Origin of the sequence: Duganella violaceipulchra (genome assembly GCF_019166075.1) — a bacterium.
Taxonomy (GTDB): domain Bacteria; phylum Pseudomonadota; class Gammaproteobacteria; order Burkholderiales; family Burkholderiaceae_D; genus Rugamonas; species Rugamonas violaceipulchra.
The window spans coordinates 70,631-84,738 of record NZ_JAHTGR010000014.1 but is presented as its reverse complement, the minus strand read 5'-3'; the positions used below and the strand labels follow the sequence as shown (position 1 = coordinate 84,738).

Genomic DNA, 14,108 nt, shown 5'->3' with positions numbered 1-14,108 from the left:
TTAAGGCCTGCGCATTAAGGCCTGATATAGCTGTAGCTCAGCGAATACGCGCCGCCGGTGGAGCTGGTGGCCACCGCATAATAGTAGCCGGCAACGGCGTTGTAGGAGATCGACGGACTCGCCGAAGCCCCCGCGCTGGCCGCCACTTGCGCCCATCCGTTCGCACCGTACTGATACAAATACAGCTGATAGCTGGTGCCCACCTTGCCGGTCAACTGCAAGCTGATGTTGCCGGCCGCCGCCTGTATCCAGCCTGGATTCACATTGGGCACGTAGACGCTGCCGCCCGCCGGAATGGTGCCGGTCTGCGTCACGCCGGCGCCGCCGCTGTACTGCGTGAACACCTTGCGCGCCGCGCCCTCGTTGACCGCGTGCCACGGATAGCCCAGCGTGCGCATGCGCGAGTTTTCGGTCGGACGGTATTTGCCGCTGGTGCAGTACTGCGCGCCCTGGAACACCCCCACGGTGCCGTTCGGATAGACGCCGGCGGCGGTCGGCACCGGCGTGCTGGCCGAGATCAGGCTGCGCCACTTGACGCTGCGCGTGGCGTTCATCGTCACATCGGGCTCGCCCGGCTCGCCGTCCAGGCTGCAGGTGCCGTAGTCGTATTCGTCCGCCAGCTTGAACGCGGTGTGGCCGATCTCGTGCAGCGCGACCTCGATCGCCTGCGGCGCCATCGACAGCGTGGCGACGTCGCCGCCGGAGCCGCCGTAGCGCGTGGAGTTGGCGACCACGACGATCACGTCGCGTTCATCCGGCGCCAGCACCGAACCGACGATATCGTGCACCTTGTCGGCATCCACGCACAGCAGCCGGTCGATGTTGTAGCAGTTGAAGGCGGCGTCCATCGCGGTGTCGCGGTAGATGCCCTTGTCCGGTTCGTCCACGCCGGACTGGTTGCTGGCCACGTCCACGCGCCGCACATTCATGTTGGCGCGGTTGGCGGCGAACAGCGGGTCGGCCAGGAAGCCGTCGATGACTTTCTGCGCATCCGTGTGCCACTTGCCCATTTCGGCGGCGGTGTAGCCGTCGCCGATGAACACGTAGTCCATGCGCGCGGCGGCCGGACCGGTACTGAGGATGGTGGTCGCGCTGGCGGCCGGCGCCAGCGCGGCGGCGCGCGCCGTGCGCGCAGTGCGCGACGTGGCGGCCAGCTTGGCCAGCGTGGCGCGGTCGAAGCGCGCCAGCGGCGCGATGGCGGCGGCGGCGGCACTCATGCCCTTGCCGCTGCCGGCCTGCACCGGCAATACCTCGACGCTGGCGGTGGCGCTGTCGAACGGTAGCGATACTTCAAACGAGCCGCTCGCCTGGCGCACGGTTTCGGCAATGTCGATGGCGCCGGTTTTCGGATTAAACGCCTCGACGTGGCGCTGCTGGCCGGCGGCCACGGTGACTTCATGCAGGATGACGCCCTGCGCGTCGCGCGCGACCACGCGCCATTGCGCGCCCGGCGCCTGGTTGCGCACGTCCGGCGTCAGGGCGAAGGCGCCGATCTCCGCGTGGCGGGCGCTGAACACCGGGCCGCTGCGGCCGTCGGCGTAGCTCAGGCGCAGCGAGATATTGTCGGCGCTGGCGGCGCCGGCGGCCAGCAGCGCTGCCAGCGCCGCTGTGATGCGTAGGTAGGTCATGGTGTCTCCGTATTTTTTTGGTGGAGCACCGATTGTCACGCCGTCGCCGGCGGCGCAGATGTGCAATGCAGCGCAACTTGCACAAACCTGCTGCCATCGTCACCGGCTGTTGCGCCGCCGCTGCGATGCATCAACGCAACATCACCAACTGCGCCAGCATGCGCATCAATTCCGCTGAATACTTGGACGCCGGCGCCGGGCATGGGACCGCCGGTTTGCAGGTGCACGGCGGGGTGATGGTATGGGTCTGGGACATGGCAACCTCCTGTTGAATGTGGCGCCGATATCGATAATTCCTTACTCATGGAGTTTTATCAGCGTATGAGGTATATTTTCCTCGCTGCTGCGCCTATGATCAAACGAGTAATTTTCGATCAATGAATAAGTAAAACTTAGCCTAAGCCAGATATGAACAAACCGCTGCGCTCCCTTTCCGGCCTGATCGACTTCGACTGCGCCGCCCGCTGGGGCAGCTTCAAGCTGGCCGCCCAGGAGCTGCACAAGACGCCGGCGGCGATCAGCATCCAGGTCAAGCAGCTGGAAGCGACGCTGGGGTTTGAGTTGTTCACACGCCACCCGCGCCATATCACGCTGACCGACAAGGGACAGGAACTGGCGGCGGCCGTGGCCCGCGCGCTGGGCGAGCTGCGCGCCAAGGTGGTGGCGCTGCAGGACGGCGACGAGGAAAAGATACTGCGCATCTCCACCACGCATTCGCTGGCGATCAAATGGCTGGTGCCGCGCATCCACCGTTTCACCAAGCTATACCCGGAGCTGGACATCCGCATCGATTCCAGCGACCGCCTGGCCGATCTGGAAGACGGCAGCACCGACGCCGCGCTGCGTTTCCATCCGATCGAGGACGGCGATCCCGAACTGCTGTTCCGCGAACGGCTGGTGGCGGTCTACAGCCCGTCGTTGCTGGCGCCCGGCCAGACGGAGCTGACGCTGGCCGACCTGCAGCGCTTCCCGCTGCTGCATGAGCACAGCTCCGAGGAATGGATACAGCTGCTGCGCAAGAACAGCGCGCTCAAAGGGAACTACGATTTCTCCCGCAGCTACAGCAACTTCGCCGTGCTGGCGCAGGCGGCGCTGGCGGGACAGGGCATCAGTCTCGTTTCGTATGCGATCGCCTATGAAGACCTCTGCAGCGGCGCCTTGAAGCGGATCGCCTGCTTCAGCGCCCCGTACCAGCGCGGCTACCGGCTGGTGGTCAGCCGAGGCAAGGAAGGCATGACCAAGATCGCGCGCCTGCGCGCCTGGCTGAAGGACGAGATCGACGAGATGCAACGCTCGCTGGATTGACGGCGAGGTCCGATTGATCTACCTTGAATGCACCTCAACCGGCGCGCTTATGAACTCATTGGCCAGACTCCTCGCCCTTTCCCTGCTGGCGACGCCGGCATCGGCCGCGCATGCGGCCCATGGCGGCAGACAGGAGCTGCGCTATGTGCAGAAGAGCGAAGAGCGTCCCGCTCCCGACAAACGTGAACTGAGCCGCTTCCAGGAAGCGCTGGGCACGGCGCTGGCGCGGCAGATGGGCCGGCCGGTGCGCTTCATCTCCCTCCCGCGCAAACGCATGTTGGCCGCGCTCGAAGGCGGCGAAGGCGACATCCTGTGCGGCTACGTGCCGGCCTGGGTCAAGGGCGATGTGTACTGGAGCCGGCCCTTCATCCCCACCTCGGAAGTCCTGGTATCGTCAAGCCGGGTGCCGGCGCCGCGCACGCTGGAAGAATTGAAAGGCAAGCGCATAGGCACGGTGCTGGGCTTCCGCTACCCGGAAGTCGAACAGCGCCTGGGCGCGGACTTCCTCCGCGACGACGCGCCCTCCTCCGACCTCACGCTGCTCAAATGGCAGGCCGGCCGCTACGACTATTTTCTGGCCGCCCGCAACATGATCGACAGCCAAGCCGCCAAAGGCGCGCTGCCGGCCGGCTATCATCTGCTGGTGATCAACGAGTACCAGTCGATGTGCGCAGTGGCCAAGCAGGGCAACGCCGGCATCGACGAGGTCAACACCGCCATCGACGCCATCGAGAAAAACGGCGAACTGGCGCGCCTGCTGCGCCTGCGCTAGCGCACCAGGCGCGTTTGTTCATGCATCATGGTCATCTGGATGGTAGCAGTTTTACCGCCCCCTCAAGACGGATATCGTCGGAGGCGCTGCCGACCATCAGCTTGAAGTCGCCGGCCTCGGCGCCCCACACCAGTTGGCTGTTGAAGAACGACAGCAGCTCACGGTCGATGGTGAAGCTCACGCGGCGCTGTTCACCCGCTTGCAGATGGATCTTCTGGAATCCCTTCAGCTCCTTCACCGGCCGCACCACCGAAGCGACCATGTCACGCAGGTAAAGCTGCACGATCTCGGTGCCCTCGGCCTTGCCGGTGTTGGCCAAGTCGAACGACAGCGTGACCTGCTGCGACGGTGACATCTCCTGGCCGCTGATGCTCAGGCCCGAGTATTTGAAATCGGTGTAGCTCAGGCCATGACCGAAGGCATAGCGCGGCGTGTTGACGGAATCGATGTAGGCCGATTTGTAGACCACGTTCTTCTCGTCGGTGACGGGACGGCCGGTGTTGTACTGCGCGTAGGACAGCGGAATCTGACCCACGCTGCGCGGGAAGGTGATCGGCAGCTTGCCGGACGGGTTGTAGTCGCCGAACAGCACATTGGCGACCGCGTTGCCACCCTCGCTGCCGGGGAACCAGGCGTAGACGATGGCGTCCGCCTGGTCGGCGATGGTGTTGAACACCAATGGACGGCCCGCCAGCATCACCACCACGATCGGCTTGCCAGTCGCCTTCAGCGCGGCGAACAGCTGTTCCTGATGACCGGACAGCGTGATGTCGGTGCGGGACTTGGCCTCGCCGCTCAAGTCCCAGGTCTCGCCGACGGCCAGCACGACGACGTCCGCCTTGGCGGCCGTGGCGACGGCTTCGGCAAAGCCGTCGGCGCCGGTGCAGCGGGTATCGCAAGCCGGTGCGTAGCTGACCTGCGCCTTGCCGGCATGGCTGCGGATGCCTTCGAGGATGTTGACCACGGGCGCGCGGTCGCCTTCCACCACCCAGCCGCCTTCAAGGTCGCGCCGCGCATCGGCCAACGGTCCGATGACGGCGATCTTCTGCGCGGTGCGCGACAGCGGCAAAGCCTTGCCTTCGTTCTTCAGCAGCACCAGCGATTTCTGCGCCACGTCCAGCGCGGCGGCGCGGTGCGACGGATCGGCCAGCACGGCCTTCTCGCGCGCGGCGACCGAATAGCGGTATGGATCGTCGAACAGGCCAAGCTCGAATTTCTTGTACAGGATGCGGCGCACGGCATCGTCCAGCGTCTTCATTTGCACCTTGCCGGACTTGACGGCGTCCTCAAGGTGCTTGATGTGGGCGTAGCTCTCCATGTCCATGTCGCTGCCGGCGTTGATGGCTTTGACGGAGGCGTCGGCCAGGTCGCTGGCATAACCGTGCGGCACCATCTCGCGCACCGAGCCCCAGTCGCTGACGACGAAGCCCTTGAAGTTCCAGCTGCCTTTGAGGATATCGCGTTGCAGGAAGGCGTTGCCGGTGGCCGGTATGCCATTGAGCGTGTTGAAGGAGTTCATGAACGTCGCCGCGCCCGCATCCAGCGCCGCCTTGAACGGCGGCAGGTAGACTTCGAACAGCTGCTGCTTGCTCATGTCGACCGCGTTGTAGTCGCGGCCCGCCACCGCCGCGCCATAGGCCGCGAAGTGCTTGGCGGTGGCCATCACGGAATCGGTGGCGCCCAGCTGCTTGCCCTGGAAGCCGTGCACGCGTGCGCGCGCGATGGCCGAACCAAGGAAGGCGTCTTCGCCCGCCCCTTCCATCACACGGCCCCAGCGCGGATCGCGCGCCACGTCCACCATTGGCGCGAAGGTCCAGTGGATGCCGGCGGCGGCGGCCTCGCGCGCGGCGATGTGGGCCGACTGTTCGATCGCCTCCATGTCCCACGACGCCGATTCGCCCAGCGGCACGGGGAACACGGTGTGGTAGCCGTGGATCACGTCCTGGCCGAACAGCAGCGGAATATGTAGCCGCGATTGCAGCGCCAGCGCCTGGATCTCCCGGGTGTCGGCCACGCCTTTCACGTTGAGCATGGAGCCGACTTTGCCAAGACGGATGTCGGCCAGCGTTGCGGCGTAATCGCTGCTGGCAGGGCCGGTGACCAGGCGGCCGGAGATCTGGTGCAGCTGACCCGCCTTCTCCGCCACCGTCATCTGCTTCATCAGCGCGGCGACCTTGCGATCGATCTGCGCGTCCTGCGCGTGGGCCATCAACGGCAGCAGAGCCGCGGCCAGGGCAAGGGTGGTTTTTTTCATGCTCATTTGTACTGCTGCTGTTTTTGGTCGTAGTAAGCCTTCATCGTGTAGAAGGCCAGCTTTTTCTTGCCGGTTTCGGAGATCAGGCCCTTGCGGTTCCAGAAGTCCTGGTAGTACGGGTGCGGCCGGCGCGGCGAGCGGAAATCCGTCAGCACCCATGGCGTCGTGCCGCGCAGGCCGGGGATCGCGTCCAGCATCTTGAACTGGTTCTTGTACAGCAGGTCCTGATACTCCTCGCTCCAGCGGGTGTCGTCGTCGGCATGCAGGCCGCCCAGCGCGTCGGCGCCGAATTCGCTGATCACCACCGGCTTGTTGTAATTGACCTTGAACGAGAACTTCAGCATCTCCTTGTTGTCGGACCAGTACCAGCCTGCGTATTCGTTGAAACTGGCGAGGTCGATCTTGTCGGACAGCGGATCTTCCACCGTTACCTCGTTGCCCTTGCGGTGCACTTCCAGCGCGGCGGCGACCAGGCGGGTATGGTCCAGCGAGCGCACAGTGTCGGCCAGCTTGCCCATGAAGACGTTGCGCGCATCGCTGACCGGGGTCTCGTTCCCGATCGACCAGATGATGACGCTGGCGCGGTTGCGGTCGCGCGTGACCAGGTCCGTCAACTGCTGGCTGGCGTTGGCGTAGACTTCCGGCTTCTCCCACGAGATGGTCCAGTACACCGGCACCTCGGCCCAGACCAGGATGCCCATCTCGTCGGCCAGCCGTATCATCTCCTCGCTGTGCGGGTAGTGCGCCAGGCGGACATAGTTGCAGTTCATCTCCTTGGCCCATTGCAGCATCATGCGCATGTCGCCCTCGCCGCGCAGGCGGCCCGGTATCAACGGGTTCTCGTCATGCAGCGAGACTCCGCGCAGGAATACCGACTTCCCGTTCAACAGCAGGTCCTGGCCGCGCGTTTCGATGGTGCGGAAGCCGATGCGGTCATTGAGCTTGTCGGTCGCGCCCGCGATGGTGACGGTGTACAGCTTGGGATCTTCCGGCGACCAGTAGCGCATCTTGTTTTTCGTCAGCGGGATGCCGACCGTGGCGCGGCCGTCGGCGCCGGTGTGCACGGTGGCCTTGACGCCCGCCTCGGGGATGGTGATCGTCACATCCTGCGAGCGCTGCGCGCCGGTCATCTGCACATAGCCTTCAATGCGGCCCATGTCGCCCTTGGCCAGCTGGATCTGGTAGTCGGCGATGTAGGTGTCCGGCGTTTCGGCCAGCAGCACGTCGCGGGTGATGCCGCCGTAGTTCCACCAGTCGGTGTTCAGGGTCGGGATGTCGTCCTGGTGGCGGGTGTTGTCGGCCTTGACGATGACCGTGTTCTGGCCCTTCAGCAGACGGCCCGTTACTTCGAACTGGAACGGCGTGAAGCCGCCTTTGTGGCTGCCGACCTTCTTGCCATTCAAGTAGACGTGGGCCTCGTAATTGACCGCGCCGAAGTAGAGGAAGTAGTGCTTGCCATCCTTGGGCGCGGCCTGGAACTGCTGGCGCATCCAGACCGTGCCTTCATAGTTTTCCAGCTTAGCGTTCTGCGAGTTCCAGTCGCCGGGAATGGCCAGCGTCGGCGAGCCGTCGAAGCTGTATTCAACGGCTTCGGTTTTGTCCTTGGGCTTGCGGTCGTCGTAGAAGCCGCCGGAGCCGGTGGCGGATTGGTCGAAGGGTTGGTGGCGGTAGTTGTAGTAGCCCGCCTCGTAGGGATCGACGATATAGTTCCAGCGACCGTCCAGCAGCAGGTGGGTGCGGCCGTAGATGTTGTGCAGCGTGGGCGGCTGCTTCGTCACCGCCGCCGGAGCGACGCCGGCGCCGGCGGCCGGCACCACCATCGTCTGGCCAGGGGCCTGGTCGTCCTGCGCCCATGCCGCCGACAGGCAGCCCGTTACCAACAACAGCTTCAATACACTACGCATTCAGGTCTCCAAGTTTTTTAACTACTGAATTTGCCTTCGTAAGCAGGCGGTGTCGCATCGATATGCAGAGTGAGGCGCAGCCAGGGTGTGCGGCATGATGTCCTCAACGGTATTTGATGGTCCACTTGATGGTCAGCGGTTCCCTCATCGCCAGCTTGCCGCTGCGGCATGTGACGAGCGTCTTCATCGCCCCATACGGCGCCATGTAATCCTTGCTGCCGTTGGTCGGCGCGACCTGGCATTGCTGGAGGCCCGAGACACTGTACTCGTCCACATCGCCCGTGGCGAAGGAGACGGTGCCGCCGTCGATGGCCGGCTGTTCCGAGAAGGACGCGAATTCCAGCGTGATCGTCTCCACCTCCTGCGTCCCCACCGGCGTGTAGACGTCGTTGCGGGTCAACTGTCCGTGTTCCAGCGTGTAGGTGGTTTGCAGCTTGATGCGGCCGTCCTTGACCGGGCTTTTTCCGCCCAGCCGGTCCAGCTCATCCTGGCGATAGCTGACGGTGTGGCGCGGGCCGGCCTGGCTGGTCTTGATGTCCTTGATCCACGCCGTGCCGATCAACTGCGCGCCGTCGGCCATGGTGAACTTGGGCAGTAGCTGCGGATGCGCACCGCCACTGTCGGCGATGCCAGAGACGATGCCCGGCGCGAACGGCAGCGGGTAGTATGGGCTGTTGTCATGCTGGCCAATGCCGCCGTTGATGATGTTCAGGCTGACGACGTGTTTGCCGTCGCGGAAAACGGTCAGCGCGCGGTCGTACTCGCCCTGCGCGAACGTGGTGGTGCTGAACTGTGGACGGGTCTTGTCCAGCCACGCTTGCAGGTCGGCCTTGGGCGGCGCGTCCTTCATGCCGGCCTTGTTCCAGGTGTCGTTGGTGTAGATTAGCTGATGCAGCAGTGAGAAGTTCTCACCCAGGATGCGGTGCTTGCCGCGATAGGCGTCGGTGCGCCGGCCCTTGCCCCACATGTCCACCGAATGCATCGATGGGTCGTACCAGAAGTCCATGTAGCGGGCGGCAACGCGCGACGAGAAGGCATACGCGTACTGCTTCTCTTCCGCCGTCAGCACATCCAGGTAGGCGGACACGGACAGGATCTCGACCAGCGCCGTCTCGCCATATGGCCCGAGGCTGCGGCCGAAACTGAAGCCGTCGCCGGCGGCGTTGCCGACGTTGAGCGCGATGTCGGCCGCCTTGCGCAGCAGGCCTTTCAGCTCCGGGGTGGGTTCCATGCCGGTTTCCAGGAAGCGCTCGCAGATTTCCGCGATCAACAGGATGCTGTAGCGGTCGAAGCGTCCTTCGCCGTCGGTCTCGTCGGAGAAGCCGAACTTGCCCGAGTATTTTTTGTAATGCGCGAGCATTTTGTCGAGCAGGATTTTGCTGCTGCTGTCGTCCTCCCAGCCCATCAACATGCGCAGCCGCGCGATGCTGAACGCCACGCCGTAGTAGTTGGTCGGCAGGTTGATCAAGTCGTACTGCGGCACGGTGACGAAGCTGCGCCAGTCCAGCTGTTTGCGCAGCTGCGTCAGCGTGGCCGGGCTGACCGCCTGCTCCAGCAGGCCAGCATCCTTCAGTTTGACCAGCGCGCCGATGTAGTAGTAGATGCCCCAGGTGTGGTTGTCCATGCCGACCGTCATATCGGCGATGTCGCGGTAATCGCGCAGCCGCTGCGGCAGCGCCGGGTCGTCCCTGGCGCTATTGAGCAGCACGTGGCCCAGGCCCGCCGCCACTTTACCCGGCAAGAATTTGTCGCCGGCCTTGAACGGCGCGTAGCCGTCGATGACGATGGCCTTCTTTTCCGCCACCAGCTTCCTGAAGAAGTAATCCAGCTGCCGATAGGCGTTGTCCTGCACGACGCGGTTCATCGGCGTGGGCGCCTGCGCCACTGCGCCACCGGCAGAAAGCGTGGCGGCCAGTGCGATCGCAGGCAGGCGGAATCGGGATGAAATCATGAGGTGGAATACTCTTTTTGGAAAACGTTTAACCGATGTTATGTGATTTTTCCGGAAACGTAAAGCGCCATGTGGAAAAGCCGCGGCTAAACGCGGTTGGCGATGGAACCGCGCAGTATCAGCTGCGGCTCGATCATGTTGAATGTGGCGGCGGGCTTGCCTTCGATCCGGCCTATCAGTAGCTCCATCGCGGCGGCGCCCAATCGTTCGCTTTGCAGGTCGACGGTGGTCAGCGCCGGCGAGGTGTAGGCGCCGAACTGGATGTTGTCGAAGCCGGCCACCGAGATGTCGTCCGGCAGGCGGAAGCCCAGCGTCTGCGCGGCTTTCATGAAGCCCAACGCCATCAGGTCGTTGTAGCAGATCAGCGCATCCGGATGGTCGGCGCCAAGCATGATGGCCGAGCACACGCGCTCCCCTTCCCGCGCCGACGGCGCCCCGGCGTCATGCACCACCAGCGGCAGACCGTGCCCGGCCAAACACTCCCGGATGGCGGCCAGGCGCTCCTCGTCGCGGCGCGACTTGGAGAATCCCAGGTAGGCGATCTTGCGGTGTCCCTGCGCGACCAGGTGCCGCGCCAGCATGCGGGCGCCGCGCCGGTCGTCGCCCGCCACCCAGGGGATATCATGCTGCGCCAGATGGCCAAAAAACACCATCGGCTTCCCCAGCTCCATCATCCAGCCCATCTCCGATTCCGGTATGCGCGAGATGACGAACATGCCGTCCACGCGGCGGCTCAGCGCCTCCAGCAAGGGCCGTTCGCGGTCCGGGTTTTCATCGGTGTCGACCAGCAGCAGGTTGTAGCCGTGCTGCTGCGCCACACGGTTGGCGCCCTTGACCACGCTGGTGAAGTGCGGATTGGCCACGTCCAGCACCGACAGGCCGATGCTCCTGGTACGGCCGGTGATCATCGACGCCGCCAGCGGGTTGGAACGGTAGCCCAGGTCGGCGATGACTTGCGTGATGGTCGCCTCCACGCCCGCCGAGAAACGCTGCGCGCCGTTGACGAACTTGGACACGGTGGCGGTGGAAACACCGGCGGCGGCGGCCACGTCGCGGATGGTGGGTATCGGTTTTTTCATCAATCCAGTCAATCGATTTTTATTTTAATGGTCCATCCGCTTCGATCTTAGCACGGCAAATCCGCCACACACCATGCGCTAAATGACACGAAAGCGATTGACCCCGAAAATAAATTCGATATACTTGCGATTAAACGTTTAACTACAAAGTACCCAATGACCACTACCTCCAGCGCAAAACCATTCAAACGCATCCTCCTGACCGGCGCCGGCGGCGGCCTGGGCACCGTCCTGCGCGAGCGCGCCAAGGCCTGGGCCGATGTGGTGCGCCTGAACGACGTCAAGGACCTGGGCCCGGCGCGCGAAGGCGAGGAAATCGTCATCGGCGACCTGGGCGACCGCGACGGCGTGCTGAAAATGATGGAAGGCGTGGACGCCGTGCTGCACTTCGGCGGCATCTCGGTGGAGGACAAGTTCGAACCCATCATGAACGCCAACATCCTCGGCCTGCACCATCTGTATGAGGCGGTGCACAAGTGCGGCGTCAAGCGCGTGATCTACGCCAGCTCCAGCCACGTGGTGGGCTACTACGAAACCACGCAACTGGTCGACGCCAGCATGCCGCTGCGCCCCGACGGCTTCTACGGCGTATCGAAGGCCTTCGGCGAGGCGCTGTCGCGCTACTACTACGACCGCTTCGGCACCGAGACCGTCTGCCTGCGCATCGGCTCATCCTTCCCGGAGCCGAAGAACAGCCGCATGATGGTCACCTACCTGGCCTACGACGATCTGGTGGAACTGATCCGCTGCTCGCTGTTCACGCCACGCGTGGGCCACACCATCACCTTCGGCACTTCGGACAATCCGACCAAGTGGTGGGACAACAAGCACGCCTCGCACCTGGGCTACGTGCCCAAGCACAGCTCCGGCCAGTTCGCCGGCCAGTTCCCCGACAGCGCGGCCTACCCGGCGGCCGGCGATGCGCCGACCATCTACCAGGGAGGCCCGTTCGTCACCGCAGGACCGATGTACAAATAAAACTCAACGAGACGCCTACATGAAACCAACGTATCTGCACGCCGCCGTGCTGGCCGCCTTTTTGGCCGCGCTGCCCGCAACACCAGTCTTCGCCGGCGAGGCGCCATCGGCCGCCATCAATCCGAAAGCGGTATTGAACGCGATGGAGCGCGTGGCCGACTGGCAGCTGGCCAACCCCAGCACCCACCGCGCCGACGACTGGACCCAGGCGGTGGGCGATACCGGCTTCATGGCCCTGGTGGGCATTTCGGGCGACCGCAAATACCGCGACGCCATGCTCGCCATCGGCGACAAGAACCAATGGAAGCTGGGCCCCAACCACTACCACGCGGATGACCACATCATCGGCCAGACCTACGCCGAGCTGTATCTGCAACTGCACGATCCGAAGATGATCGCCGCCATGCGCGCCAGCTTCGACGACATCCTGGCCAACCGCCGCAGCGGCACGCTGGACTTCACGGTGCCGGGCAACCAGGAACGCTGGTCGTGGTGCGACGCGCTGTTCATGGGGCCTCCGACCTGGCTGCGCCTGTGGGCCGTCACCGGCGACCAGCGCTACCTGGACTTCGCCGTCAGCGAATGGTGGGCGACCTCCGACTACCTGTACGACAAGGAAGCGCACCTCTACTTCCGCGACAGTAAATACTTCGACAAGCACGAGGCCAATGGCCAGAAGGTCTACTGGGGACGCGGCAACGGCTGGGTGATGGGTGGCCTGGTGCGCATGCTGCAATACCTGCCGGCCAAGCACCCTGCCCGTGCGCGCTTCGAGCAGCAGTACAAGGAGATGTCGGCCAGGCTGTTGACGCTGCAGCAGCCGGACGGCCTGTGGCGCGCCAGCCTGCTGGACCCGGCCAGCTATCCGCTGAAGGAATCGAGCGGCTCGGCGCTGTATGCGTATGCCTTCGCATGGGGTGTCAACCAGGGCCTGCTCGATGCCAAGACCTACAAGCCCGCCGTGCGGAAGGTGTGGAGCGCGCTGGTGGCCAACGTGCAGGCCGATGGCAAGCTGACCCACGTGCAGCCGATCGGCCAGGACCCCAAATCGTTCGACGACGACGCCACCGAAGTCTATGGCGTCGGCGGCTTCCTGCTGGCCGGCAGCGAGGTGTATCGCATGGCGGTGCTGGACAAGGCCAAACCGCAGACGGTCAGCGTGGCCAACGGCACCGACGGCCTGCGCGGCGACGAGCTGGTGGAAGTCACCCCAGGCGTCAAGGCGCCGGTGGTGATGGATGCCGCGACCTCGGCGATCCTCAATTCCCAGGTGATGGGCAAGCAGCTGCTGTTCTCCGTGAACGTGCCGGCCGGCGACACGCGCCGCTACCTGGTGCTGCCGGCCGAACGCCTGGCCGCCACGCCGCCGGCCGATGTGAAAACGCACGCGCGCTTCGTGCCGGAACGGCTGGACGACTTCGCGTGGGAAAGTGACCGCACCGTGCACCGCGTCTACGGGCCGGCCATCATCAAGGACCCGCAGGAACACCTGGTCAGCAGCGGCGTGGACGTGTGGGTCAAGCGGGTGCGCTATCCGGTGCTGGACAAGTGGTACAAGACCGGCGCCTATCACAAGGATGCCGGCGAAGGCCTGGACTACTACCACGTGGGCCAGAACCGCGGCTGCGGCGGCACCACCATCTACGCCGACAACGCGCTGCATAACTCGTCCAACTACCAGAGCTGGAAGGTGCTGGCCGACGGACCGCTGCGCTCCGTGTTCGAACTCAGTTTCGGCAAGTGGGACGCGGGCAACGGCCGCATGGTCTCCGAGGTGAAGCGCTTCTCGATCGACGCCGGCTCCAACATGACCCGCGTCGAAAGCCGTTACAGCGCTGGCGGCAAAGGCCCGCTGACGGTCGGCGTGGGCATCGTGCAGCGCGACGGCCAGGGCGACTACGTGACCGATGCCGCAGGCGGCTGGGCCAGTTACTGGGAACCGCAACACGGCGACGACGGCATCATCGGCTGCGGCGTGATCCTGCCGGCCGGCGCCAGCGGCTACGCCATCACCGACGGCCAGCAGCTGACGCTGGGCACGGCGCAAGCGGGCAAGCCCTTCGTCTACTACTTCGGCGCCGGCTGGAACAAGAGCGGCGACTTCGCCGACGGCGCGGCATGGCAGGCCTACGTGCGCAACTATGCGCAAAAACTGAAGGCGCCGCTGTCCGTCACCACGCAATAAATCGTAGCACCGCCGGCCGCCCAAAAGCCGCCGGCGTTTTTTTGACCATAAG

At 64.5% G+C, this 14,108-nt stretch carries 10 protein-coding genes; 4 read left to right on the top strand and 6 right to left on the bottom strand.

The genetic code is table 11. The features are described from left to right. Positions 1 to 14: 14 nt before the first annotated feature. Together KVP70_RS23730 and KVP70_RS34680 are read right to left on the bottom strand one after the other, a co-directional pair. Positions 15 to 1,628 carry a M64 family metallopeptidase gene (locus KVP70_RS23730; RefSeq protein ID WP_217944908.1) on the bottom strand — a complete coding sequence of 538 codons (1,614 nt, stop codon included), beginning with the start codon at positions 1,626 to 1,628 and terminating at the stop codon, positions 15 to 17. Positions 1,629 to 1,758: 130 nt separating this feature from the next. Further along, the gene (locus tag KVP70_RS34680; protein WP_255575861.1) at positions 1,759 to 1,884 is read right to left on the bottom strand and encodes a hypothetical protein; all 126 of its coding nucleotides are present in this window, start codon (positions 1,882 to 1,884) and stop codon (positions 1,759 to 1,761) included. A 152-nt stretch (positions 1,885 to 2,036) separates the two neighbouring features. On the opposite strand from KVP70_RS34680, the gene KVP70_RS23725 reads away from it, so the two are divergent. Next, on the top strand, positions 2,037 to 2,933 hold the full coding sequence (locus tag KVP70_RS23725) for a LysR substrate-binding domain-containing protein (RefSeq protein WP_217944907.1): 897 nt from the start codon (positions 2,037 to 2,039) through the stop codon (positions 2,931 to 2,933). A gap of 58 nt (positions 2,934 to 2,991) precedes the next feature. Beyond that, positions 2,992 to 3,705, top strand: a complete 714-nt coding sequence (locus KVP70_RS23720; RefSeq protein ID WP_217944906.1) for a substrate-binding periplasmic protein — start codon at positions 2,992 to 2,994, stop codon at positions 3,703 to 3,705. Between the two features lie 31 nt (positions 3,706 to 3,736). Here KVP70_RS23720 and KVP70_RS23715 read toward each other — a convergent pair whose 3' ends face one another. The 4 genes from KVP70_RS23715 to KVP70_RS23700 all read right to left on the bottom strand — a co-directional run bounded on the left by KVP70_RS23715 (position 3,737) and on the right by KVP70_RS23700 (position 10,893). After that, positions 3,737 to 5,965, bottom strand: a complete 2,229-nt coding sequence (locus KVP70_RS23715; protein ID WP_217944905.1) for a glycoside hydrolase family 3 N-terminal domain-containing protein — start codon at positions 5,963 to 5,965, stop codon at positions 3,737 to 3,739. Beyond that, complete coding sequence (locus KVP70_RS23710; RefSeq protein ID WP_217944904.1) at positions 5,962 to 7,863, bottom strand: glycoside hydrolase family 2 protein; 1,902 nt, start codon at positions 7,861 to 7,863, stop codon at positions 5,962 to 5,964. The genes KVP70_RS23715 and KVP70_RS23710 overlap by 4 nt, the downstream gene beginning before the upstream one ends. Before the next feature lie 103 nt (positions 7,864 to 7,966). After that, a complete protein-coding gene (locus tag KVP70_RS23705) occupies positions 7,967 to 9,814 on the bottom strand; it encodes a hypothetical protein (protein ID WP_217944903.1) in 1,848 nt (615 codons plus the stop codon). Positions 9,815 to 9,900: 86 nt separating this feature from the next. Further along, positions 9,901 to 10,893 (bottom strand): LacI family DNA-binding transcriptional regulator, encoded by a 993-nt coding sequence (locus tag KVP70_RS23700; protein ID WP_217944902.1) that lies wholly within the window; start codon positions 10,891 to 10,893, stop codon positions 9,901 to 9,903. A 156-nt stretch (positions 10,894 to 11,049) separates the two neighbouring features. Between KVP70_RS23700 and KVP70_RS23695 the strand changes: the two genes are divergently transcribed. Further along, on the top strand, positions 11,050 to 11,871 hold the full coding sequence (locus KVP70_RS23695; RefSeq protein WP_217944901.1) for an NAD-dependent epimerase/dehydratase family protein: 822 nt from the start codon (positions 11,050 to 11,052) through the stop codon (positions 11,869 to 11,871). A 19-nt stretch (positions 11,872 to 11,890) separates the two neighbouring features. Further along, positions 11,891 to 14,056, top strand: a complete 2,166-nt coding sequence (locus KVP70_RS23690; protein WP_217944900.1) for a glycoside hydrolase family 88 protein — start codon at positions 11,891 to 11,893, stop codon at positions 14,054 to 14,056. Positions 14,057 to 14,108 lie beyond the last annotated feature (52 nt).

Coding starts and splice junctions, on each gene's coding strand:
- KVP70_RS23730 (WP_217944908.1), bottom strand. CDS start 1,628: ATGACCTACCTACGCATCACAGCGGCGCTGGCAGCGCTGCTGGCCGCC.
- KVP70_RS34680 (WP_255575861.1), bottom strand. CDS start 1,884: ATGTCCCAGACCCATACCATCACCCCGCCGTGCACCTGCAAACCGGCG.
- KVP70_RS23725 (WP_217944907.1), top strand. CDS start 2,037: ATGAACAAACCGCTGCGCTCCCTTTCCGGCCTGATCGACTTCGACTGC.
- KVP70_RS23715 (WP_217944905.1), bottom strand. CDS start 5,965: ATGAGCATGAAAAAAACCACCCTTGCCCTGGCCGCGGCTCTGCTGCCG.
- KVP70_RS23710 (WP_217944904.1), bottom strand. CDS start 7,863: ATGCGTAGTGTATTGAAGCTGTTGTTGGTAACGGGCTGCCTGTCGGCG.
- KVP70_RS23705 (WP_217944903.1), bottom strand. CDS start 9,814: ATGATTTCATCCCGATTCCGCCTGCCTGCGATCGCACTGGCCGCCACG.
- KVP70_RS23700 (WP_217944902.1), bottom strand. CDS start 10,893: ATGAAAAAACCGATACCCACCATCCGCGACGTGGCCGCCGCCGCCGGT.
- KVP70_RS23695 (WP_217944901.1), top strand. CDS start 11,050: ATGACCACTACCTCCAGCGCAAAACCATTCAAACGCATCCTCCTGACC.
- KVP70_RS23690 (WP_217944900.1), top strand. CDS start 11,891: ATGAAACCAACGTATCTGCACGCCGCCGTGCTGGCCGCCTTTTTGGCC.